This is a genomic window from Gluconobacter vitians (assembly GCF_015244565.1).
Taxonomy (GTDB): Bacteria; Pseudomonadota; Alphaproteobacteria; order Acetobacterales; family Acetobacteraceae; genus Gluconobacter; species Gluconobacter vitians.
Genome location: NZ_JABCQG010000011.1, coordinates 59822 through 82891 on the forward strand (window position 1 = coordinate 59822; position 23070 = coordinate 82891).

At 60.5% G+C, this 23070-nt stretch carries 20 protein-coding genes; 8 read left to right on the forward strand and 12 right to left on the reverse strand.

Translation table 11 applies throughout. From position 1 onward, the window contains the following. Positions 1–45: 45 nt before the first annotated feature. From mqo to metH, 5 genes are all read right to left on the reverse strand, one after another. On the reverse strand, positions 46–1545 hold the full coding sequence (gene mqo / locus HKD24_RS09700) for a malate dehydrogenase (quinone) (RefSeq protein WP_194260118.1): 1500 nt from the start codon (positions 1543–1545) through the stop codon (positions 46–48). A gap of 57 nt (positions 1546–1602) precedes the next feature. Then, positions 1603–3021: an FAD-binding oxidoreductase gene (locus HKD24_RS09705; RefSeq protein WP_194260119.1), complete on the reverse strand. Its 1419-nt coding sequence runs from the start codon at positions 3019–3021 to the stop codon at positions 1603–1605. A gap of 143 nt (positions 3022–3164) precedes the next feature. Next, positions 3165–3611 carry a hypothetical protein gene (locus tag HKD24_RS09710; RefSeq protein ID WP_194260120.1) on the reverse strand — a complete coding sequence of 149 codons (447 nt, stop codon included), beginning with the start codon at positions 3609–3611 and terminating at the stop codon, positions 3165–3167. Positions 3612–3712: 101 nt separating this feature from the next. After that, entirely contained in the window at positions 3713–4591 is an 879-nt protein-coding gene (gene purU / locus HKD24_RS09715) for a formyltetrahydrofolate deformylase (protein WP_194260121.1), read from the reverse strand. A gap of 35 nt (positions 4592–4626) precedes the next feature. Then, a complete protein-coding gene (gene metH / locus HKD24_RS09720; RefSeq protein WP_194260122.1) occupies positions 4627–8133 on the reverse strand; it encodes a methionine synthase in 3507 nt (1168 codons plus the stop codon). Between the two features lie 175 nt (positions 8134–8308). Here metH and HKD24_RS09725 point away from each other — a divergent pair, with 175 nt between their 5' ends. Both HKD24_RS09725 and HKD24_RS09730 read left to right on the forward strand, forming a co-directional pair. Continuing rightward, complete coding sequence (locus HKD24_RS09725; RefSeq protein ID WP_194260123.1) at positions 8309–8680, forward strand: hypothetical protein; 372 nt, start codon at positions 8309–8311, stop codon at positions 8678–8680. A gap of 70 nt (positions 8681–8750) precedes the next feature. Then, on the forward strand, positions 8751–9380 hold the full coding sequence (locus HKD24_RS09730) for a TetR family transcriptional regulator (RefSeq protein ID WP_194260124.1): 630 nt from the start codon (positions 8751–8753) through the stop codon (positions 9378–9380). A gap of 16 nt (positions 9381–9396) precedes the next feature. On the opposite strand, the gene HKD24_RS09735 is transcribed toward HKD24_RS09730, so the two are convergent. Together HKD24_RS09735 and HKD24_RS09740 are read right to left on the reverse strand one after the other, a co-directional pair. Next, complete coding sequence (locus HKD24_RS09735; RefSeq protein WP_194260125.1) at positions 9397–11604, reverse strand: TonB-dependent receptor; 2208 nt, start codon at positions 11602–11604, stop codon at positions 9397–9399. Between the two features lie 155 nt (positions 11605–11759). Then, the gene (locus HKD24_RS09740) at positions 11760–12314 is read right to left on the reverse strand and encodes a 5' nucleotidase, NT5C type (protein WP_194260126.1); all 555 of its coding nucleotides are present in this window, start codon (positions 12312–12314) and stop codon (positions 11760–11762) included. 297 nt (positions 12315–12611) lie between these two features. Between HKD24_RS09740 and HKD24_RS09745 the strand changes: the two genes are divergently transcribed. Next, complete coding sequence (locus HKD24_RS09745) at positions 12612–12881, forward strand: con-10 family general stress protein (protein WP_062509140.1); 270 nt, start codon at positions 12612–12614, stop codon at positions 12879–12881. 98 nt (positions 12882–12979) lie between these two features. Here the strand turns inward: HKD24_RS09745 and HKD24_RS09750 are convergent, their stop codons facing one another. From HKD24_RS09750 to HKD24_RS09765, 4 genes are all read right to left on the reverse strand, one after another. Further along, positions 12980–14542, reverse strand: a complete 1563-nt coding sequence (locus HKD24_RS09750; RefSeq protein ID WP_194260156.1) for a TolC family protein — start codon at positions 14540–14542, stop codon at positions 12980–12982. A gap of 86 nt (positions 14543–14628) precedes the next feature. Further along, positions 14629–16461, reverse strand: a complete 1833-nt coding sequence (locus tag HKD24_RS09755) for an FUSC family protein (RefSeq protein ID WP_194260127.1) — start codon at positions 16459–16461, stop codon at positions 14629–14631. Further along, a complete protein-coding gene (mdtN, locus tag HKD24_RS09760; protein ID WP_194260128.1) occupies positions 16442–17491 on the reverse strand; it encodes a multidrug transporter subunit MdtN in 1050 nt (349 codons plus the stop codon). The genes HKD24_RS09755 and mdtN overlap by 20 nt, the downstream gene beginning before the upstream one ends. Before the next feature lie 2 nt (positions 17492–17493). Then, positions 17494–17769, reverse strand: a complete 276-nt coding sequence (locus tag HKD24_RS09765) for a YtcA family lipoprotein (protein WP_194260129.1) — start codon at positions 17767–17769, stop codon at positions 17494–17496. A 166-nt stretch (positions 17770–17935) separates the two neighbouring features. On the opposite strand from HKD24_RS09765, the gene HKD24_RS09770 reads away from it, so the two are divergent. The 3 genes from HKD24_RS09770 to HKD24_RS09780 all read left to right on the forward strand — a co-directional run bounded on the left by HKD24_RS09770 (position 17936) and on the right by HKD24_RS09780 (position 19785). Further along, complete coding sequence (locus HKD24_RS09770) at positions 17936–18490, forward strand: YceI family protein (protein ID WP_194260130.1); 555 nt, start codon at positions 17936–17938, stop codon at positions 18488–18490. Positions 18491–18575: 85 nt separating this feature from the next. Then, a complete protein-coding gene (locus tag HKD24_RS09775) occupies positions 18576–19520 on the forward strand; it encodes a ribokinase (protein ID WP_194260157.1) in 945 nt (314 codons plus the stop codon). 82 nt (positions 19521–19602) lie between these two features. After that, positions 19603–19785, forward strand: a complete 183-nt coding sequence (locus HKD24_RS09780) for a hypothetical protein (RefSeq protein ID WP_062509130.1) — start codon at positions 19603–19605, stop codon at positions 19783–19785. Positions 19786–19864: 79 nt separating this feature from the next. On the opposite strand, the gene HKD24_RS09785 is transcribed toward HKD24_RS09780, so the two are convergent. Beyond that, a complete protein-coding gene (locus tag HKD24_RS09785; protein ID WP_194260131.1) occupies positions 19865–20317 on the reverse strand; it encodes an RcnB family protein in 453 nt (150 codons plus the stop codon). Positions 20318–20564: 247 nt separating this feature from the next. Between HKD24_RS09785 and HKD24_RS09790 the strand changes: the two genes are divergently transcribed. Together HKD24_RS09790 and glpD are read left to right on the forward strand one after the other, a co-directional pair. Next, positions 20565–21350 (forward strand): DeoR/GlpR family DNA-binding transcription regulator, encoded by a 786-nt coding sequence (locus HKD24_RS09790; protein WP_194260132.1) that lies wholly within the window; start codon positions 20565–20567, stop codon positions 21348–21350. Between the two features lie 118 nt (positions 21351–21468). After that, the gene (glpD, locus tag HKD24_RS09795; RefSeq protein WP_194260133.1) at positions 21469–23049 is read left to right on the forward strand and encodes a glycerol-3-phosphate dehydrogenase; all 1581 of its coding nucleotides are present in this window, start codon (positions 21469–21471) and stop codon (positions 23047–23049) included. Positions 23050–23070: the final 21 nt, after the last annotated feature.

A 23070-nucleotide genomic window follows, 5' to 3' on the forward strand; every position in this document is an offset into this window, starting at 1 on the left:
TCTGTAACGCCCGCTGGAGAGCATTCAGCCCCAAAAAGGTGATTATCAGGTCGGTGTGGCAATCTTCAGGACCTGAGCCGTATCACGACGGAGCGTCGTGCAGGCCTGGGCGTCCTGCGTCAGATCGACGCCATAAGCAGGGAAAACCTGCCGCAGACGGGGCAGCCAGTCGCTCTCCACAAGGCGCTCCGGAAAACAGCCCTGCACGACCTGAAGCGCTACGGACGCCGCAATGGACGCGCCGGGAGAAGCGCCCAGCACCGCGACGAGGGAACGATCGGCGTTTTTGACGAGTTCGGTACCGAAGCGGAGTTTTCCGTGCAGACCGCTGTCCGGCCGGATGATCTGCACCCGCTGCCCGGCCACGACCTTGCTCCAGTCCTCGGGGCGCGCGTTTGGATAAAAGTCCAGAAGGGCCCGGAAACGCGCCTCGTTGGTCTGGATGACCTGTTTTACGAGATAGTCCAGCAGGCCGAGATTGTCTTTTCCGGCCATCAGGGCAGGGATGATGTTTTTCGGCGTGAGGGAGCGGAAATAATCCGTCCATGACCCGCTCTTGAGAAATTTCGTGGAGAACCCGGCATAGGGTCCGAACAGCAGACAGGATTTCCCGTCGATCACGCGGGTATCGAGATGCGGGACGGACATGGGCGGGGAGCCGACGGGCGCCTTGCCGTAAACCTTGGCGTGATGCTGGCGGGTGATGGCTAGATCGGTGCAGCGCAGCCAGAGCCCGCTGACCGGGAAGCCAGCATAATACGCTGCTTCTGGGATGCCGGATGCCTGAAGAAGCGGCAGGGCATTACCGCCCGCACCGATGAACACGAAGCGCGTCAGGACCGTTGTGGCGTGACCGCTTTCGGTGTCCGTTGCCGTAACGCGCCAGCGGCCGTCCTTGGTGCGCGTCAGATCCGTGACGCGATGGTTATAGTGGATGGAGACGTTGCCGTCGGTCCTGAGCGATGCGGTCAGGGCGTGGGTCAGGGCCCCGAAATTGACGTCCGTGCCTTCCCTGATGCGCGTGGCCGCGACGGGCTGCGTCGTGTCACGGCCCGCCATGGCTAGGGGGGCCCATTGCGCGATGACCGCCTGATCATCGGTATATTCCATGTCGGCAAAGCAGTGATGGGCGACCATGGCCTCATAGCGGGCCTTGAGGAACGCCACATTCTCCGCACCCCAGACCAGACTGATATGCGGGCAGGGCTGAACGAACGCGGCCGGATCGGCAATGCGGCCTTCACGCACCCAGTGGGCCCAGAGCTGCCGGGAGAGATCGAATTCCGTATTGACGGCCAGCGCTTTGGAAATATCGACGCTGCCATCCGCGCGCTGGGGGGTGTAGTTCAGTTCGCAGTTGCCGGCATGCCCGGTCCCGGCATTGTTCCAGGCATAGGAGCTTTCCTGCCCGCAGTCGGAGAGGGTTTCGAACATCACCATCGAGAGCGACGGATCCAGCTCGCGCAGCAGGGCGGCAAGCGTGGAACTCATGATCCCGGCGCCGATCAGGACGATATCGGGGCAGAGGCTGGAGAGTGACGGCATGATGCTGAAATCCGGCAGGGGCTGGAAAGAAAGGGGCGGGGAAAGATCCCCGAAAGCTCAACCCGTGTAAACAGGGCCGGGCGGCAGGAGCTTGCCGGGGTTGAGGATATGGTGCGGATCCATCGTGTTCTTCAGAGCGCGCATCACGCTGAGGCTTCCAGCCCCATGCTCGGTTTCCAGAAACTCCAGCTTGCCCATGCCGACACCATGTTCCCCGCTGCACGACCCGTTCAGAGACAGGGCGCGGGCCACGATCTTGCGGTCCAGATCCAGGGCCTGCTGATGGCCTTCGGGAGTGTCGTCCGTGATGATGAGCGTATGGAAATTGCCGTCGCCCACATGACCCAGAAGGGGTGCGCGCAGGCCAGATGCCTCGATATCGCGGTGCACGCCCTCGATCAGTTCGCCCAGACGGGAAATCGGGACGATGCAGTCCGTGGAAATGACGCGCGCACCCGGAACGATGGCCTTGGCCGCCCAGTAGGCGTCATGCCGCGCTTTCCACAGGCGGGTGCGGTCTTCGGGACTTTCGGCCCAGGCGAAACCAAGCCCGTTATTGCCGGATGCAATGGCTTCTGTCGTCTCGACCTGTTCCCGCACGGCTGCGGGTGAGCCCGTGAACTCGAAAAACAGCGTGGTCAGCGGCTGATATTCGTTCAGGCCGGAATACTGAATGGAAGCGGCCATCTGCACGCTATCCATCAGTTCCACGCGGGTGATGGGGATGCCGCACTGGATGATTTCCATGGCGGTCTGGATGGCGTCATGCAGGTTCTCGAACTGGCAGATCGCGGCTGAAACACTGTCCGGGCGCCCGTGCAGACGGAGCTGGACTTCGGTGATGATCCCGAGCGTGCCTTCCGAGCCAACGAACAGGGATGTCAGATCGTAGCCAGTGGACGATTTGCGGACGCGGCCGCCAGTGCGGATGACTTCGCCGGTTGCGAGAACGACCGTCAGGCCGAGCACATTTTCCTTCATCGTGCCGTAGCGCACCGCGGCCGTGCCCGAAGCGCGTGTGGCGCACATGCCGCCGATCGTGGCTTCCCCGCCCGGATCGACCGGGAAGAACAGACCCGTATCGCGGATTTCAACATTCAGGGTCTGGCGCGTGATGCCGGCCTGGACCCGGCAGTCCAGATCCTCGGCGTTCAGTTCAACAATGGCGGTCATGCGGGACAGATCGAGGCTGATGGCCTGTTCGGGCGGTACGACATGGCCTTCGACCGACGTGCCAGCGCCGAACGCCACGACCGGAACGCGCCATTCATGGCAGTGTCGCAGGACGCTTGCGACATCCTGCGTACTTGCCGCAAACACCACCGCCTCGGGCAGGTTGGAGGCATTCATGGCCTCGCCGTGGCTGTGCTCTTCGCGAACGGACGGTGCCATGCTGATCCGCTCACCCATGACAGGCTGGAGGGCTTTGAGCACGGCCTGAAGGCGGTCCGGAGCGGAGGCGGAAGAGGCGGTCATGACTGGTTCCGGCATGAAGAAAGGATGCTCTTCATAGGCCGGATCGAAGGTCCGGGAAATATCTTCAGTTCGATATAGGGGTATAAAATGGAATAATCTGTCGGCAAATGAATGCACGATGCAAGATCAGATATTATCCGTGACTATCTCAGGAAAATATTGCTCGCCCGGCTGACGAAGATATAGGTCCGGTAATCGTCCTTGTTGTTCACGACAATCCCCTGTTCGAGATCAGCGCCAACCTTCATGGCCGATCCGATCACCAGGATCTTGCGGTTCAGGACCATCTTGCGGAAATCGCCGCCGAAACGGATATCGGCATTATAGGCCACGGCGGACGTGATCTGCACGGCGACATTGGCCCGGTCCAGATAGGTATCTTCCGAATTGAGGAAGACCATCTTGTTGAAGACGTTCACGCTTTTCACAGTCATGACGAATGTGCCGGGTACGACGGTCCGGTTCGTGGTCTCACGCAGGGTATCCGCAGGCGTCAACCGCTTCTCAAGAACCACGTCACCGGAACAGGCTGCCTGTGTGATGAGAGTGGTGAACAGGGCAAGTGAAAAAAGGGCTTTACGGACGGTCATCTGAATATTGCTGCCGGCTGTGAACATGCCGGGTCGAGCCTAGGAAAGAATATTCCGGATGTCGTGCGAAATATTCATGTCGTGTCGGCGAAAAGCAGGTCTCAGGGCGTGAAGACGACTGTCCTGTTGCCGTTGATGATGGTCCGGCGTTCGATGTGATACCGGACAGCACGCGCCAGAACCCGACGTTCGATATCGCGCCCTTTGCGGATCAGGTCATCGGGCGTGTCGGCATGGGAAATGCGCTCCACATCCTGTTCGATGATCGGACCTTCATCCAGATCGCGCGTGACGTAATGCGCGGTCGCGCCGATCAGCTTCACGCCGCGCGCAAAGGCCTGATGATAGGGGCGCGCCCCCTTGAAGCCCGGCAGGAAGGAGTGATGGATGTTGATGCAATGCCCCGACAGGCTGGCGGCCATCTCATTGGACAAGACCTGCATGTAGCGCGCGAGAATGACCAGTTCGGCCCCGGTCGCGGCAAACAGGTCCAGAATACGCGCTTCCTGCGCGGGATTCGTGTCTTTCGTGACGGGAAGGTGGTGGAACGGAATGCCGTAGAAATCCAGATCTGCGAAGACTTCGCGCGGATGGTTCGACACGATCCCGACGGGCTCGATCGGTAGTTCCCCGATGCGCCAGCGATACAGCAGATCCACCAGGCAGTGATCAAAACGCGAGACCATCAGCAGGACCTTCGGCTTCACGCTTCGGTCATGCAGCGCCCAGTCCATGCTGAACGTCTCGCCCAGAACAGCCAGTGCCTCGCGAAGCTGCTGCATGCTGGTTCGGCCATCCGTGATCTCGAAGACGATCCGCATGAAAAAGACCGTGCTGTCCCGGTCATCGAACTGCTGGGCTTCAGTGATGTTGGCGTTCAGTTCCGCAAGCCTGCCGCTGATTGCCGCCACGATGCCCGGTCGGTTAGGGCAGGAAAGCGTCAGGACACAGGTAGTCTGCGGAACTGATGGGGCCGTCATGGACTGTCTTTTCCCGTTTTCTGAAACCGCCGTCCTCAGACGGTGAAGTATTTCGCCCGCGGATTCAGCATCACGAGGGCCGAGGTCGACTGCTCGGGATGAAGCTGATAGCCGTCCGAAAGCGACACGCCGATGCGTTCGGCATCCAGCATTTTCAGGATCGGTTCCTGATCCTCAAGCCGGGGGCAGGCGGGGTAGCCGAAGGAATAGCGCGAGCCGCGATAGGACTGCGACAGCAGCTTCTCCATGTCACGATCGTCTTCGCCGGCAAAACCCAGCTCGGCGCGGATGCGCTTGTGGGTATATTCCGCCATGGCTTCCGCCATTTCGACCGACAGACCGTGCAGGTACAGATAGTCCTGGTAGCGGTTTTCCTCGAACCATACCCGCGCCAGATCAGACGCCTTCTGTCCGACGGTCACGACCTGCAGTCCGACCACATCGCGCACGTCATCGCTGATGTCGCGGACGAAATCGGCGATGCACTCGCCGTCATCCTTGGGCTGGCGCGGCATGGTGAAGCGCGCGGCTTCCGTTTTGCCGTCCTCTTCGAACAGCACGAGATCGTTCCCGTCGCCTGCGGCCTTCCAATATCCATAGATTGCCTGCGGCCGGATGATGTCCTGCTCCGCACTCAGCGCCAGCATGCGCTTCAGCACGGGGCGGAGTTCGGTCTTGGCGTATTCCATGAATTCGTCGAGCGAGCGGCCCTGTTTCCGGAAGCCCCACTGGAACTGGTACAGCGAGCGCTCATTGAGGAACGGCAGAACCGCATTTGGCGTCGCTTCGAGCACACGCCCACCCCAGAACGGCGGTGTAATGACCGGCTCGGAGCCTGAAATCCGCTCACGCCGGGCCTTGGCGGCTTCACGATCCACCACGCCGAAGCCGCGTGTTTCCGCGATTTCCGGTGCGCGCGCCGTCTTGCGGCTCGCCTGGCTGGCGCGGCGCGTCTGGATTGCACCAAGATAGGAATCGAGTTCCTTGTTGGCAATCTTGTCCATCAGGCCCAGACCGTCGAACGCATCACGCGCATAGGCCACGCGCCCCGGTTCACCGTCGCCGTAGGAGCGCGCACATTCTTCCTCGACGTAATTTCGCGTCAGGGCTGCGCCGCCGAGAATGACCGGAACGTCAAAGCCCTGACGGTGCATTTCCTCAAGGTTTTCGCGCATGATGACCGTGGACTTCACCAGAAGTCCGGACATGCCGAGCGCATCCGCCTTGTGCTCCTTCACGGCCGCGATCATGTCCGCGAGCGGCACCTTGATGCCCAGATTGATGACCTGATAGCCGTTATTGGTCAGGATGATGTCTACGAGGTTCTTGCCGATATCGTGCACGTCACCCTTGACGGTGGCGAGCACCATCGTGCCGCGATGCTGGCCTTCCACGCGCTCCATGTGCGGCTCAAGCCAGGCGACGGCGGTCTTCATCGTCTCGGCGGATTGCAGCACGAACGGAAGCTGCATCTTGCCCGAACCGAACAGTTCGCCCACGACTTTCATGCCATCAAGCAGGACGTTGTTGATGATGTCGAGCGGCGGCATTTCCGCCATCGCGTCTTCCAGATCCTGCTCGATGCCCTTGCGGTCACCGTCCACGATCCGGTCTTTCAGACGCTCCGCCGGGGTCTCCGCGCGGCGCTTCTTGACGGCATCGGCGGCTTTACGGCCCGCAAACAGTTCCAGCAGCTTCTGGAGAGGATCGTAGTCCTCGGTGCGGCGGTCGAAGATCAGGTCTTCCGCGACCTTGACCTCTTCCGGGGCAATCAGATGCAGCGGACGGATCTTGGAGACATGCACGATCGCACCCGTCATGCCGGCCTTGACTGCATGATCCAGGAACACCGAGTTCAGCACCGCACGTGCGGCCGGGTTCAGGCCGAAGGAGATGTTCGAGAGGCCGAGGATGATCTGGATGTCCGGGAATTTGTCGCGGATCAGCTTGATACCCTCAAGCGTCCACTGACCAAGTTTCCGGTCGTCTTCCACGCCCGTGGCGATGGTGAAGGTCAGCGGATCGATCATCAGGTCGGATTGCGGCAGCCCGTACTGGTTGCACGCGAAATCGACCAGACGTTCGGCAATGCGCAGCTTGTCCTGCGGCTCCTTCGCCATGCCGACTTCGTCGATCGTGAGCGCAATCATGGCAGCGCCGAACTTGCGGGCCAGCTTCATGCGGTCATGGGCCTGCTGCTCACCGTCCTCGAAGTTGATCGAGTTGATGATGGGCTTGCCGCCATGCAGCTTCAGCGCGGCTTCAATGACCGGCGTTTCGGTGGAATCGATCACCAGCGGCGCATTCACGGACGACGTAAAGCGGGTGACGACCTCGTTCATTTCGCGAACTTCATCACGCCCGACGAAGGCCGTGCAGATATCGAGCGCGTTGGAGCCCTCGGCCGCCTGTTCACGACCGATGGCGACGCAGCCGTCCCAGTCGTTCGCTTCCTGAAGCTCGCGCCATTTCTTGGAACCGTTGGCGTTGCAGCGCTCGCCAATGGAGAAATAGCTGTTTTCCTGACGCAGCGGCGTCTGGGTGTAGAGGCTGGAGACCGACGGCATCCAGACCGTGCTGCGCTTGACCGGGGCAGGGCGCAGCTTCGTGCCACCAAGGCGACGCAGCATGCCGTCCAGCGCCTGAATATGCGGCGTGGACGTGCCACAGCAGCCGCCGATCAGGTTCAGCCCGTCTTCCTTGACGAAGCGTTCCATCCAGACGGCCATTTCCTCGGGGCTGAGCGGATAGACGGTCTTGCCGTCCACAAGCTCCGGCAGACCGGCATTGGGCTGCATGGAAAGGAGACCCGGCCAGTTTTCCGACAGCCAGCGGACATGCTCGCCCATTTCCTGCGGGCCGGTAGCGCAGTTCAGACCAAGGGAGGGGACATCCAGCGCCTGAACGGTCGTGGCGGCGGCGGCGATATCGGGCCCGACAAGCAGCGTGCCCGTGGTCTCGACCGTGACCTGCACGAAAATCGGTGCATCCGAACCGAGTTCGATCCGCGCAATCTTGGCAGCATTCACGGCGGCCTTGATCTGGAGCGTGTCCTGACACGTCTCGATCAGGAACCCGTCAACGCCACCATCAATCAGCCCGCGGCACTGTTCGACCAGACCGGCTTCCAGATCGTCATAGGCAATGTTGCCCAGCGTCGGCAGCTTCGTGCCCGGACCGATGGAGCCCATGACATAGCGGTGCCGTCCGTCCGAAAACGTCTCGGCGGCTTCGCGGGCCAGTGTCGCGGCTGTGCGGTTGATTTCGCGCGTGCGGTCCTGAAGCCCGAACTCCGCCAAGGTGACGATGGAGCCGCCGAAGGTGTTCGTTTCCACCATGTCCGCACCGGCTTCGAAATAGCCGCGATGGATTTCACGGACGAGTTCCGGGCGCGAAAGGTTCAGGATTTCGGTGCAGTTCTCCTGTCCCCAGTAATCGCGCTCGACTTCCAGATCCAGCATCTGCACGCGCGATCCCATGCCGCCGTCACACAGCAGGACCTGATCGGCGAGGGCGTCAAGCAGATGGGGACGTGAGGACATGGGCAGGCTGCTCTGTAGTTAAGGATGACTGGGAATGGATATGGAAGCCGCGATCGGGCTTGCGCCTCTATACACGGTCAGGGACAGGAGGGTGTAGCAAAACGGTTCTGCTCCGGCAAAGAGGCAACACCATAAAATGCTGTTTGCTGCGGTCGGTCCTGCTACAGGGAATGGCATGACCTCATCCCGCAATTCCCTGATCCCCCTGACCATTCTGTCTGACCACGCGCTCTGGCCGGAAGAACGCAGACGCCAGGCCCTGCTGATTGGCGTTCCGGATCGGGAAGGAGGGTGGGGAGATGTAGCGGATATTCCGGCCCCGTCGCCCTTCATGAACCGTCATGCGGCGGGCTGTCTGTGCTGCACACGGGATCCTGTGGCCATGATGCTCGCAGAGGTTTTTCAGGATCGCGTGCTGGGAAAGCGTCCGCTTTTCAGGGAAGTCGCGGTATCCGTCGCATCGAAAGACCGCGTGGCAGTCCGGCAACAGCTTGAAAACGATGTGCTGGTCCGTGCCCGCTACAGACTTGTGCCTGAAGACGTATAATCCTTCATCGCTGGAAGGGTTTTGCAGTTCGGGTCTATGCTCCTGCGGGACTTCGGGATAACTGGACGGCATGACGACAGACGCAGAACAGGACGGGCCGCTCCGGCAACGCAAGAAGGACCGCACCCATGCCGCGCTGGTGCGTGAGGCCATGCGTCTGTTCTCGACATATGGATATGAGGAAACATCCGTCGACGAAATCGCCGAGGCCGCGCAGATTTCGCGCCGGACACTGTTCCGTTACTTTCCAGGCAAGGCGGATATCATTCTTGCCTGGACTGGCGGTGTCACCACGATCCTGACCGATGCCATTCGGGCCGTACCGCTGGATGTTCCGTTGCAGGATGCCGTTCTTGCCGGGCTTCTGCCGGTTGTAGCCTGTTATTCGTCCGACCGGATGGACGCCTATGCGGTTGTCAGGCTCGTGGAGCAGACGCCCGCGCTGCGCGACATGGCGTTGCGTCGCTATTCCGAATGGGAAGAGACGCTGGCCTCCCTCCTGATCACCCGGCTGCCCGCAACCGAAATGCCGTCTCTCGTGGCCCGGCTGCTGGCCCGGACAGCGATTGCGACATTCCGGACCGCTCTGGACGAATGGATCAAAACGGAGGGCAAGGCGGATCTGGAAGCCATCCTGCGCCGGACCTTCACATTCCAGCCCCTGCTATGGCAGGACGACTTCCCCCTGAGTTCCGGCTAGGAGCTCGGACTGGACCTCAGAGGTCCAGCTCGATGCTGAAATGGTAGGTGCGCGGCAGACCCGCCACGGCCGAGTTCGTGGCCGAACTCACACCGTTGATGCTCGACGGATAGACGGACGCCCAGTAGCTCTGGTTCGTCACGTTGTTCACACCAAAGCGGAACACCAGCGGCTGCCCGTAAGCATGGGTTGCATAACGCGCGCCCAGATCCAGCGTGACATAGGACGGCGCAAAGGTCGTGTTGTACACGTTGGCGGCGCGACGGCCCATGTAATGGACATTCGCGTTAACGGCAGCACCCTTGAGGAACGGCAGGCGATAATCCAGCAGCGCATTCGCCATCAGCGGCGGAACGCCCACGACCTGCTTGTTGGCCGTCAGCGATGATCCCGTACCCAGCATCTGCGCATCCAGCCAGGTCATGCCGCCGAGGAAGGTCAGGTCGTCAGTGATGTTGCCGGAAGCCTGGAACTCGACACCATAGTTCCGCTGCAGACCGTAATTGGCGTAGACATTGGTGACGGGGTCCGTGAAGCCATAGGGGCGGGACATGCGGAAGCCGGCGATGTTCACCTGCATCCGCTTGGCGATCAGGATCTTGTAGCCAACCTCGTATTCTTCCGAACGTAGCGGCGCCGTGACTTCGTTCATATTAACCGCCCCGGCAGGTGCGATGGTACCGGCCTGCAGCGACTTGCCCCAGGTGAAATAGACGGTCTGGTTGTCGGTCGGCTTGTACAGCAGGCTCGTCATCGGGCTGAACGCGGCCGAACGGCTGTAGCTCGAGGTCTTGGTTCCCGTCTTGGCGTAGTTGTTCGTGCTCAGCCAGCTCCAGGCGAGGGAGCCCATGATCGACCAGTGTTTTCCGAGCGAAATGGTATCGCCGGCGAGAAGCGACTGGTTCATCGTGTCGGCGGATTTGTACCGGCCGGAATAGTAGGGCTGCGCGCTGGCGAAGCTCTTGGGATGGCCGATCGTGGCCTCACCCAGCGTCAGGGTGCCGGTGGAGGAGGTGGGGTTGTAGTTCCCCATCACATAGCCGTTTGTGCCGAGCTCGATCTGGTGGCGCAGGGGGCCGGTGCGGAACTTGCCGTTCAGGTAGGCCATGTTGCTGCCGGCCACGAAGTCATTGGCCGTGAGGGCCGCGGAGATCGTCTGCTTGTACAGACCGGCAGAATTGAGAAGCTGGTTGGACGTGCTGAAGACGTTACGGGCCGCGTTCTGCCACAGACCACCGAGCTTGAGGCTCCAGTTGTCGTTGAAGTTATGGATGATCTTGGCCATGGCCGTATCGGTTTCCATGTTATAGCCCGCCTGTGGCTGGCCATAACCCTTCTGGCTCAGATCCGGCGCCTGGGGCAGCTGGATCGCGGTGCTGTAAGCGAAACCGCCCGGAAATCCGCGCTCGGCATAGGTGTACTGGCTGGCGTCGAGCTGGATAACGGTCTTGGGCGAGAGATGGATGTCGAAATCGCCGCTGACGAGATCACGCCGCAGATGCGAGCCCTCGACATAGCCTTCGCCGTTCTGGTTCAGCAGGTTCAGGCGATAGCCGAACCATCCGTTTTTACCTACACGTCCGGAGACATCCGCGCTTTCCAGCGGTGAGCCGATGGAGTCCGTGCCCACGACCAGCCGCTCGGTCATGCGGTCCGTCGGGCGCTTGAGCGTGAAGTCGAACGTACCAGCCGGGTTCTGCGGTCCATAAAGCGCGCCTGCCAGACCGTTCAGGACTTGCATGCTGTCGAACTGCTCGGCCGCATACGGCGTGGTGATGACCATGTTCAGCCCGTCCATGCGAGTGTTGGAAATCACATCGCCTTCAAAGCCACGGGACTGCGGGCGGCTGGTATTCGGGTCGCCACGCATTTCGAGCTGTGCAGAGGGTACATAAGCCACGAGATCGTTGATATTACGCGCCTGCTGGTTCACCAGAACATCATGCGGGACGACCATGATGGACATCGGCGTATCGAGCACGGAACGCGTCCCGAGCGGGCCCAGAGCCACGTCCTTGGTCCGGTAATCCGCGGCCGTGCCGGAGCCGTTGCGGCTGTGAACCGTGATGGTCTCGGCTTTCGGCACTGCCGGTTTTGCCTTCGTGGCGGGCTTGCTGGCCGCGGCCTTCGTATCGGAAACGGGTTGTGTTTCTGCCGCAAACGCTGGCATACTGCTGAGGACAGATCCGGAGAGAAGACAAAGCAGCAGGCGTGCGTATTTCATAGGTGATCCTGATCGGTACGTGTCGTGAAGCTGGTCTCTCCTCTCTACATTATGACACCCGGTGTCAAAATGATTCGTCTGCTTCAGTGCCGCTGGCGCTGTGATTGAGCCATCGCTGTTTTCTGAAAGACACAGCTGTGCCCATCAGGTTCAAATCAGCGACTGGTATCGATCTGATCGACAATCGTCAGCACGTCCTGCCAGTTATTGGCACGCGGGGTCCAGGTTTCCGACATGTTGTGTGGGGCAGTAAAGAGCACGCCCTGACCGCGAAAACGCCTGAAATGCCGCAGATTGTCGTCGATCATCACATCGGCGGCCAGAATGCTCTTGTCGCCGCAGAAAACGATGTCCAGGGGTGAGATGCAGGGAAAATGCTCCCGCAGCCACGCAAACTTCGGGGCGCAAGAGGCCGGATATTCCATGGCTGCCGTCGTGATGAAGACTTCACAGGTTTCGCACAGGGCGGAAATCGCTTCCTGCGCGCCGGGCATGACATCAAGGTTCGCAAAAAAGTCCCCCTGATGCAGCATGGCTTCCATGGCGGCATAATCTTCGGGCGAGACGAGATCCCGGAAACGCTGTCCCTGCAGTTCAGCATCCGTCCATTCATAGCCGTAGGTTTTGCGAAACCAGACACGCTGGGCGGAGAATGCATCCGCAAGGACTTCATCCATATCGACAGCAAGGCGCAGGCGGGACGGGGGCATGGGTGGCTCCGGCAACTGGGACAGGACCAGAACTCTTGTCCCGATGTTCCTGCAGGGCAAGCGAAAAGATGTCTGCAAGTTTGAGAGAAGAACAGTTCTTTCATTAAAGATTTATTGTTCCGATTATTCAAGTATTTCAAATATGTCGTTCCATAAATAAAACACTTTACTTAAAGTAAAATATTCTTGTTCTGTATTTCAGCAACTGTAAGCATTGGGTTCTGTTTTCCGCTCGTCCGGTTCAGAGCTTCTTTCCCGCGAAGAGGATGCGCCGGCACCTGTAGAAGGAAAACCATCATGTTTCTTAAATATGAAGAGAATTTCCGTACCGTTTTCGCCGCCAACGGCTCCGGCAGCGGCAACTCCGGCAACTTTTCGCAGGATCGCGAAAGGGCCTCGGAAGCTGGTCGCAAGGGCGGCGAGCACAGTCATGGCGGTCACTCCACCAAGGAGACCTCCAAGTCGTCCTCTTCAGGGGGAGAGCATTCTACCCGTGGCTTTGCCAAGGACCCGCAGAAAGCGTCCGAAGCCGGCCGCAAAGGTGGACAGGCTTCCCACAAGTCCTGAACCGGCCAGCGCGCAGATAGGAGACTGTCCTTTCTGCGCGACTGCTGTTGCAAAACCTGCCGAGGGGCGATCCCCGGCAGGTTTTGTGCGTTGAAGCGTCAGTCCCGGCTGATCGAGCCTGTTCCGAAGGCCAGCCCTGCTGCGGCGATCAGTGCGGCGTAATAGGCATCCGAATGACTGAGCGTCGCATCCAGATAGCCGTTCTGGGCAATGCTGGTCTGGGTCAGGGAGCCTACGCCGCTGCGATAGGCGGCTGAAGATGCCTCGAAACTCGTACGCGCGGCGGTTTCCAGTTTTCCTGATGCCGCATAGGCGCTCAGGCTTGTTCGCAAGGCGTTTTCCGCGGCCACGATCTGTTTGACCGAACTGTCCACTGTCTGCTGCAGGGTTGCGTCTGCACTGTCTGACTGGTCCTGCGCCTGTTTCAGAAGAGCCGCACGGGTTCCGCCATCAAAGATCGGCACGGTGATGCCACCGAGGATCAGGCTGCTGAAGGCATTGCTGGACAGGTTCAGCGTCGGGGGGGCTTCGCTTCCTACGCCCGGCACGGATGACAACGCCAGACGTCCGGTCGTGTAGGCAACGTTGCCTGTCATGAAGATTTTGGGCAGGAACTCGCTTCTGGCCGCCTGAACCCTGCTCCTTGCCGCCTTGGCGCTTGCATAGGCCGCCAGAACATCCGGCCTGCGCGAGACCGCCTGCTGAACGAAGGCATCCGTCAGACGCATGTCATCCAGAGCGAGCGGACGTCCGGAAATATCCAGCGTCTCCAGCTTCGTGGACGGAGAAATCCCGATGGCATTCAGAAGTTCCAGCCGGGTGTTCTCTTCATCGCCCTCGGCCTGCACGAGGCGTAGTTCCGTCTGGGCCGTTGCCTGTCGCGCCTGCGTGACATCGACAATCGTGCCCTGACCCTGATGCAGCCGCGCTTCGGCTGCCGTCTGCACAAACCGGGCATTATCCCGTGCCTGTCGCAACAGTTGTACCCGGCTGGCTGCTGCGGCATGGGTGTAATAGGCCGTCGTGACGCCGTAGATGATTTTCTGATGGGCCGCGGTGAAGAGCACATTGGTGGCAATCTGGGCCTGTTTTGTGGCCTCGATCACGGCTTCACGCTTGCCGAAATCGAACAGCAGCCATTCCATGCCAAGCGTCTGGACTTCGCCTGCGCCCGAATTGTTGTTGCGCACGCCGCCCAGCGCATTTTCCAGCCCGCTCAGGCCGGAATTGACGATACCTTCTGCCGCCCCCGCATTGCTGATCGTGGGGTTCGCGCCGTCATTGCGGCTATGGTTGTAGCCTCCGACCACGGTTGCTGTCAGGCGCGGCAGGTAGGTACTGCGCGCAATGCCAACCGCCAGAGCCGCATCCCGCGCCATGTTCCAGGCCCGGCGTGTTTCGGGATTGGCGGATTGTGCGATATCGATCAGTTCTGCCAGCGAATAGGCATGGCCGCCCTGAACTGACAGTTCCGGGGCAGGGGGCCGCACGCGGATCTGTGTGTTGGATGGCAGCGTGTAGCCTGCCGGCAGATTGAGCGCATGCGGATTGTGCTTTCCAGGCAGGATTTCGCCATTCGCGGCGATATTGGGCTGCCAGGGCCGGTCCGGGGCCGTCGGCGCGCTATCGAGGGCCTGCGTGGCACAGGCGGAAAGCAGCATCGGCACTGAATACAGTGCGCTCCTTGTCAGGATGCGCGCAGCCCTGCGGTGTGAGACAAAGCGTAAATGGGGCGGTGCAGGACAGGTCATCGGGCAATCTGTTCCAGTCGTGCCGTGCGTTCGGAAAGATCCGGCCTACCGGGTGTGACGAGCAGGTCTTCGGACAGCCGCCCCGCATCATCGAGCGCCATCCGTGTGGCCTCAAGCCGGGGCAGATCGGCCCGCATATGGACGGGTTCGGACATGGCATATTCCAGTGTGAGTTCGCTTTGCAGAAGGGCCGACTGGGTTTGGGCGACGGCCTCCGCACGATCCTGAGCGCTTGAGGCGTCTGCCTGTCCCCTCAGACAGTCCGCCAGTGTGCGCAACCTGTCGCCGATCCTGTCATAGGCGCTGGCGGGCCAGAAGCTTGTGAACATGGCGTAGGTGATGAAATTGCCGAGCATGATCCCGACGATACGGTCCCGCGCGGTCGCCATATCGCTGGTGGGGCCGTAACCTTTCAGGTCCGTCAGATAGAAGGCCAGACCGATCTGAAATCCCGCATAGGCAATGCGTTCATCACCGGTTTTGACCCAGGCCCCGATCAGGGACACGACAAAGACGAGTACCAGAAAACCGGCAATGTCGTTCAGATGCGGCATGACAAAAATGATGGACGCAATTCCGAGCGCACCCCCTACGAGTGCGCCGGAAATACGCAGGGTCAGCTTGGAGATCATTTCCCCCATCGTAGGAAGGGCAACAATGAAGCAGGTGATGATGCAGGTATGGATGCCCTGCCAGTTCAGAACCTTGAAGATCAGATAGCTCAGCATGACGGCAGCCGTGCCCTTGACCGCAAAGCGCACATGGTCGGGATTGGTAAAGGCGTCCCCGGCAAAGAACCCGGATTTCTTCTCCGGCTTTCTGGTTTTTTCTTCATCCGGAACCGGGGTTGTGAATTCTGGCAGCAGATCTGCCATCGCACAGGCCGTGGCAGAACTGGGACTGACCGCCGGGCGTGTAATGGCCGCAGGATAGTCTCCATCTGCGAAAATGGTGGCCATTTCTTCCAGCGTCTGTGTCAGACAGGCAGCATCGTCTGCCGCAATCCCGGTTCTGCTGGCGTCATCCGCAAGGGCGAGTGCCGCGACACTGCTGCTGGCCGCCTGTCGCAGGCAGGCCAGATCCCGGGGGGACCAGATCTTTTCCAGACCTGCCATCTTGGCAGATTTCATCATGTCCGTTGTGCCGCTGCGCAGCATGTCCGTGGCCTGTTCGCGGATGTGCTCGTCAGGATTGCGCAGGAGGGCGCATGCCATGCGCAGACGGTCCGCGATACTATCGGTCAGAATCTTTCGCGGGGAAGGGCAGATCAGCAGGCCCAGTACGACCATGACCGCGCCCGGTACGGCCAGAAACAGGTCCGTATAAAGCAGGGCGCGTGTGACGACCTCGCCGACCGGAACCTCGTCGATCGCAATCAGCCCGTACACGGTGATCAGCCCGAGCATATAGGCCACGGGCTTGAGCTTGCTGGCCGATCCCAAAAAGAAAAACATGAAGGACAGCAGGGCAATGACGATCACCAGCCCCATCGGATGATCCAGCGTCAGACGGATCAGCCCGTAGATGATGGCCAGCAGGATCAGAACCGCGATATTGACGCCTACGCCGGCAAGCGCATTCGTGACGCGGTCCTTCTGCCACAGCGCCATCGTCACAAGTGCGGGGACGGCCAGATCCGGAACCTGCCAGATTTCGCCGACCAGAACCGTTGTCGTACAGCCTGCCGCCATACGAACCGCATAGCCCAGACGCCCCGGAGCGGGATTGCAGACGAGACGCCAGATCCGGGCCAGTCCCAGACCGGGCCGCATCATGTCCGGACGCGGCCCCTCCAGCGGAAGGGTAGTCTCAGGGACAGGCAGCGCCATGCCGGATCTCGACCGTTGCGGTGGCACCAAGCCGCAGCAGAAGCGGACTGGTTCTTTCCAGACGGATGCGGACCGGGAAACGCTGCGCCACATGCACCCAGTCCATCTGCCGCGGCACGATCGGCAGCGAGCGGGCAATCCCGGCGGAATCTACCGACAGCACGCCCCAGCCGATGCTCTCGACATGCCCCCGCAATGGCGTACGGCGGTCGATCATGGAATGGACCGTCACGCAGTCCCCGATCTGCACGGCTCCCAGATTGATCTCGCGGATATTGGCCATCGCATACCATTCATCATCCGCAATCAGCGTGAACAGGACCTGCGATGGTGCCAGAACTTCACCGGTCTTCACCCGCAAGCTGGTGACATAGCCGTCCACCGGAGCAATCACGGTGGTCTGCCGCAGTTCATAACGCGCATGGTCCAGCGCCGCCTGACTGGCATCGCGCGCGGCGATCGAGCTTTTCAGATCCCCGATCGCGGTGGTTGCGGCAACGGACTGGTTGCGGGACTGGGCCAGCGAGACCTCGGCATCATGAAGGGCGACGCGGGCCTGATCGTATTGTTGCCAGGGGATGTAGGATTTGCCCGCCAGAGGCTGAAGCCGCTGCACCGTGCGCGCCGCAAGATCGCGGTTGGTCTGGGCCCGGACGACCTGATCATCGGCCGTTGCGGCATTGGAGGTCTTGATGCTCAGCAGGCGCGTCTGGTTTTCCACCTCGGCCGCCGCCAGATCGAGATTGGCCTGCGCCTGACGGACGGTCAGTTCGTAGGGCTCCGGGTCCAGCCGGTACAGGACATCACCCTTGTGAACATGCTGGTTGACCGAGACATCAAGCTCCTTCAGCCGCCCGCCGACAGTCGAGGCAACATGCACGACTTCCGCATCAATGGTGCCGCTGTCGGACGAGGGATGCGTGCTGTCTTCATGGGCAACATGAATACCGAAAATGACGGCTGCCCCCACACAGAGCACTGCGATGATGATACCGACCGGCTTCTTGCCGGAGACATGGATGCGCTGCACGATCAGGGTCCGAATACCAGTGTCCACACCGTGAGTGCGGCGATGACGCCCAGGGCGACATAGGTAAAGAGGCGAAAGCTGAGCAGGGCATCAAGACCCGTCAGCAGAAAGACAACCCGCAGTCCCACGGCCGTCCCAATCCCGATGAGGCCACAGACCATCCAGTCCGGAAAATAGGCACCGACGACGGGGAAGGACGGTGCTCCGCGGAGGGAACACCCGCCCGTCGTCACAAGGCACAGGCCGGATAGAGGCAGACGCAGGCGGGCAGGACGCATGAGGGGAATTGAAACTTTCGCGCGGCCATCAGGAAAGCCGGACCCTATCACATCCTTTTGTGAAAGCCACAGTCCCGCTGCCCTGCGCCCGATGTCGAAAAAGAAAACCGGACCCGTTGCGGGAAGTTTTAAAAAGCAGACACGGTTCAGAATATGGTCCGAGGCAATGAAAAACGGCTTTTTCCCCGCAGTGTTTCTTCTGGCTCTGATGACGAGTGGTCAGGCTCTTGCTGCCAGGCAGGATCTTGTCCTGTCGCCGGTCAATACACAGGCCCGTCTGCACGCACGCTCCGCCCTGACAGATATTGACGGGAGTTTCGGGGATGTCTCCGGAACACTGACTTACGATCTGGACCGGCAGACCTGTCACGTGGACATGACCATGAACGTCAATTCGCTGAAGGTCGGCAGTGCCGTCATGAAGCAGATCATGCTTTCGGGGATCATGCTCGACAGCGACAGCCATCCGGTCATGCGATATGCCGGCGACTGTCGTCCGAAGATCACCAAAGGCCAGTTGCAGACCGAGCTTGCCGGACAGCTGACCATGCGCGGGCAGACCCATCCTCTCGTCTTCACGACGGAGCTTCAGTTTCAGGGCAATACGCTCATGCGCATCGTAAGCCGCGGTACGTTCGATCAGAGACAGTGGGGCGTGAGTACCCTGCTGCATTCGGTGAACCCGATGGTGAAGGTCGAAACCATAATCCTCATGAAGTGACACGCGGGCGTTCTTGAAGGGTACCGGTTCCTCCGATAAGCAGGCCTTCGACTCCCCGTTCCTCCAGCTTTCCGGCCTTGTGGACATGACCTTCGAGACGCCCCTGATCCTTTCCTTCGGCAGCATCAATATCGATCTGACGGCCCGCAGCCAGCGGCTTCCCCGACCGGGCGAAACCGTCCATGCCGACAGCTATGCGATTGGTCTGGGCGGCAAGGGCAGCAATCAGGCCGCCGCTGCGGCGCGGCTGGCGCGAAGCTTCGATCTGGACGTGGCGCTTGCCGGGCGGGTCGGGTGCGATGCGTTCGGCGCGCAGGCCCGTGCCAGCCTGTCAGGCTTTGGCGTGGACCTTTCCCCGCTGCGTGATGATCCGGAGAACCCAACGGGGATTGCCCTGATCGGGATCGATGCCCTGGCGGAAAACTGCATCACTGTTGCTGGTGGTGCGAACATGGCGGTGGACGGCACGGATATCGACGCGGCCGCACGTTGGCTGGAGCGGGCCAAAGTTCTTCTGCTGCAACTCGAAATCCCGCAGGATGCTGTCCTCGCCGCTGCGCGCCAGATGCGCCGGGCAGGGGGGACTGTCGTGCTCGATCCGGCTCCGGCTCCTGAAAAGGGTCTGCCTGAACCGCTCTGGTCCGAGATTGATATTCTCACCCCCAATGAGAGCGAGACTTTCAGCCTGACCGGTATCCGCCCCACGACCGTCGAGGAGGCGCGGGAGGCTGCGGATATCCTGCTCGCAAAAGGGGTGGGTGCCGTACTGGTCAAGATGGGCGCGAAAGGGGTGTTCTGGCATGACGGAACAGCGTCCGGGCATCTGGCGCCATTTCGTGTCGTCCCGATTGATACGGTGGCCGCCGGTGACTGTTTCAATGCGGGACTTGCCGTGGCGCTCGCGCTTGGCAAGAGCCTTCCGGAAGCAGCAAAGATTGCCTCCGCCTGCGGAGCACTTGCTACGACACGGCATGGCGCTGCGGATGCGGCTCCGGAGTGGGATGAGGTCGCCGCGCTGGTCGCAGGCTGAAAAGCTGCTTGCGTCATCGGTTTTTCAGGTTCAGGTTCCCGCACACAAGACAAACCGAACTGAAAAACGGAACTGCGGGACAATGACGAAAAGACGCATCACATGGATGGTTCTCTCCGGAGCCCTCATGACGGCGTTTTTTCTTGTCGCCTGCATGACAACGACGATGGATGCCGCAGGACACATCCACGCCAGCTATTTCTGGATGGCCGGGTTCATCATTTTTGCCATCGTGCATGTTTACTGCACATGCATGTCAAAATAACGGGCTTCTTTCAGTCGCCAGAGGCATAAAAAAACAGGGCACCAGAAGGTACCCTGCTTTTTGTCGAGGCCGGAGCGGATCAGTAAGGTCCGGGTCCGTAGCCAGGACCATATCCCGGTGCGACCGCACCCGGTGCAGGTGCCACGGGAACGCCAGGCTGCACGACGCCCGGTGCGACACCCATGCCATTGGCGCTCACGACGCCAGCGATCAGGCCCGTCGCAAGGGCGGTCAGCAGGAACTGGTTGCCATAGCGCATCCAGTAATACCCACGAGGCGGAGCATAGAGACCGCGATAGTTGCGCCAGTTATTGATGGCCCAGCGGCTGCCACGGGGTCCGTCGTAACGGTCCCCCCGACGCCAGACGCGATCATGGCCGTCGCCACGTCCACCACCACGATAGTCTCCGTGACCGCCCGGGCCATTCATGCCAGGTCCGCCAGGACCACCGCCGCGGGGATCAGCAGATGCGAGAGGTGCTGCGGCGAGGAGGCCGCCAGCCATCAACCCTGCGAATAGTTTTGTCTTCATAACTCGCCTTTAAATCCAGTCATCACCACCCGGATAAAACGGCCGGGGGCATGTACCGGACTGTCATAAAGCCCTTCAAGCATGGCTGGAATATGGCTTTCGAGGCGCGCTTTGTAACGGTGTTCGAGGGGCAGAGGTTTCCTTTCATGTGATGGATCAAAAGGACTGTGCGTTTCTATGGCTTTCCGTCCGGGAAAATGTGCGCTTATGTTCGTTTTCTTACAGCCCTGTATCCGGACCTTCTTCCATGCGCCAGGAATCGCCTTTGATCAGCCCGCGTCAGGACCAGATCGTGCGTCTGGTGCGCAGCAACGGCTATATGGCCAATGAGGAAATGGCGCAGCATTTTGGCGTCGCGGTCCAGACCATCCGCCGGGATGTGACGTCTCTTGCGGGGCTCGGTCTGCTCTGTCGGCATCACGGCGGTGCAACGCCTGTCTCCACGGTCGAGAACCTGGATTATGACGCGCGCCAGATTCTGAACGCCTCGGCCAAAGACGCCATCGGACGTTATGCCGCCTCCCTGATTCCGGACCGCTCTTCCCTGTTCATCAATATCGGCACGACCACGGAAGCCTTTGCGCGATCGCTTACAAAGCACAGGGATCTGCGGATTGTGACGAATAATCTGCACGTGGCGTCGCTCGTATCAGGCCGGATGGATTTTCACACGGTCATTACCGGCGGCCAGTTACGGCCTCAGGATGGCGCCATTCTGGGAAGCAGTGCGATCGAGTCCCTGTCGTCTTTCCGGACGGAATTCGGCGTCATCGGCATCAGTGGAATCGAAGATGATGGAACACTGCTGGACTTCGATCTGAGCGAAATCCAGTGCGCCCGGACGATCATCCGCAACTCGCGCCGCGTCCTGCTTCTGGCCGATCACACCAAGTTCAGCCGCCATCCGATGGGACGGGTGGGGGATCTGCGAAATATTGATGATCTGATTACCGACCAGCCGGTCCCCGAAGCGTTTCAGCGGCATCTGGATGCTGCGGGTGTTACGCTTCACATTGCTGAAAATCACGCCTGATTTCACAAAAACGAACACTATCTCGTTACGAATCACATAAATCTCTTTCTTTATCGCTCAACATGCTCCAAAACGAACATCGACCGCTCGTTTTGGAGCGTGATGACAGGAGAGTGTGATGTCATCGATTCATGAGGTTTCTTCCGCGGCCAGTGCTTCCGCACCTTACGACCTGCTGGTCGTGGGCGGTGGCATCAATGGCTGTGGAATTGCAAGGGATGCCGCGGGCAGGGGAGCAAAGGTGCTTCTCGTCGAGCAGGATGACCTTGCGAACCATACATCTTCCGCGAGCACCAAGCTGATCCACGGTGGCCTGCGCTATCTCGAATATTACGAGTTCCGGCTGGTCCGCGAGGCCCTGATGGAGCGTGAGCGTCTGCTGAAGATCGCGCCGCACATCATCTGGCCGATGCGTTTTGTCCTGCCACATTCGAAAATGCTGCGTCCGGCCTGGCTGCTGCGGACAGGACTGTTCCTGTACGATCACCTCTGTCCGAACATGACGCTGCCGCGAACGAAGGCGCTGAACCTGCGGACGGCTCCGGCCGGTAAGCCGCTGCGTCCGGAATATGTGCGCGGTTTCGAATATTCCGATGGCTGGGTGCAAGACAGCCGGCTTGTCGTTCTCAACGCCATGGATGCCGTGCGCGTCGGGGCAGACATCCGGACGCGGACCCGTCTGGTGAAGGCTGTGCGTGCGCCTCAGGGCTGGACCGCAACGATTGAAAACACCGAGACTGGCGAGCAGAGCACGGTTTACGCCAGGGCTGTCGTCAATGCGGCGGGTCCATGGGTTGCCGAACTGCTTCAGGATCGCCTGAACGTGCCGAGCCGCAACCGCGTGCGTCTGGTCAAGGGAAGCCACATCGTGGTGCCGCGCGTCTTCGAAGGCTCGCAGGCTTACATCTTCCAGAACCCGGACAAGCGGATCGTCTTCGCCATTCCTTACGAGCAGGATTTCACCCTGATCGGCACCACGGATGTTCCGTGGGAGCAGGATCCGGGTCATGTCGAAATCTCGCCCGACGAAGTGACCTATCTGTGTGAGAGCGTAAACCGCTACTTCACGAAGACCGTGCGTCCCGATGACGTTGTCTGGACCTATGCCGGCGTGCGTCCGCTCTATGATGACAACTCGGGCAATGCTTCGGCCGTGACCCGTGATTACGTCCTGGACGTGGATGCGACTGCCGCGCCGATCCTGTCCGTTTTCGGCGGCAAGATCACGACGTTCCGCAAGCTCGCCGAGCATGCCGTTGAGAAGCTCGCACAGCATCTTCCCGTCCTGCGCAAGCCGGGCTGGACGGATGGGACGCCGCTTCCCGGAGGCGAGTTCGCCCCGAAGGATTTCGAGGCACAGCTTCGCCGTTTCAGAGGGTATGCACCGCATCTGTCCGAGCGCAGTTCCTGGCGTCTGATGCGCAATTACGGCCTGCGGGCCTATGACATTGCGACACCTGATCCCGAGGGTATGGGCCGGAATTTCGGCGATACGCTCAGTGCGCGTGAGGTGGATTACCTGATCGACAATGAATGGGCCCGGACCGCCGAGGACATCCTGTGGCGCCGCTCGCGGCTTGGCCTGTTCGTCAGCGATGCCGACCGTGCGGACCTTCAGACCTATGTCGAAGGCCGTCTGCAGGGCGGTGTTGTCTCCATTCCCGACCCCAGCCTGGTCACGCGTCAGAACGTCGCCTGACCGCATAGCTTCATCTTTTCA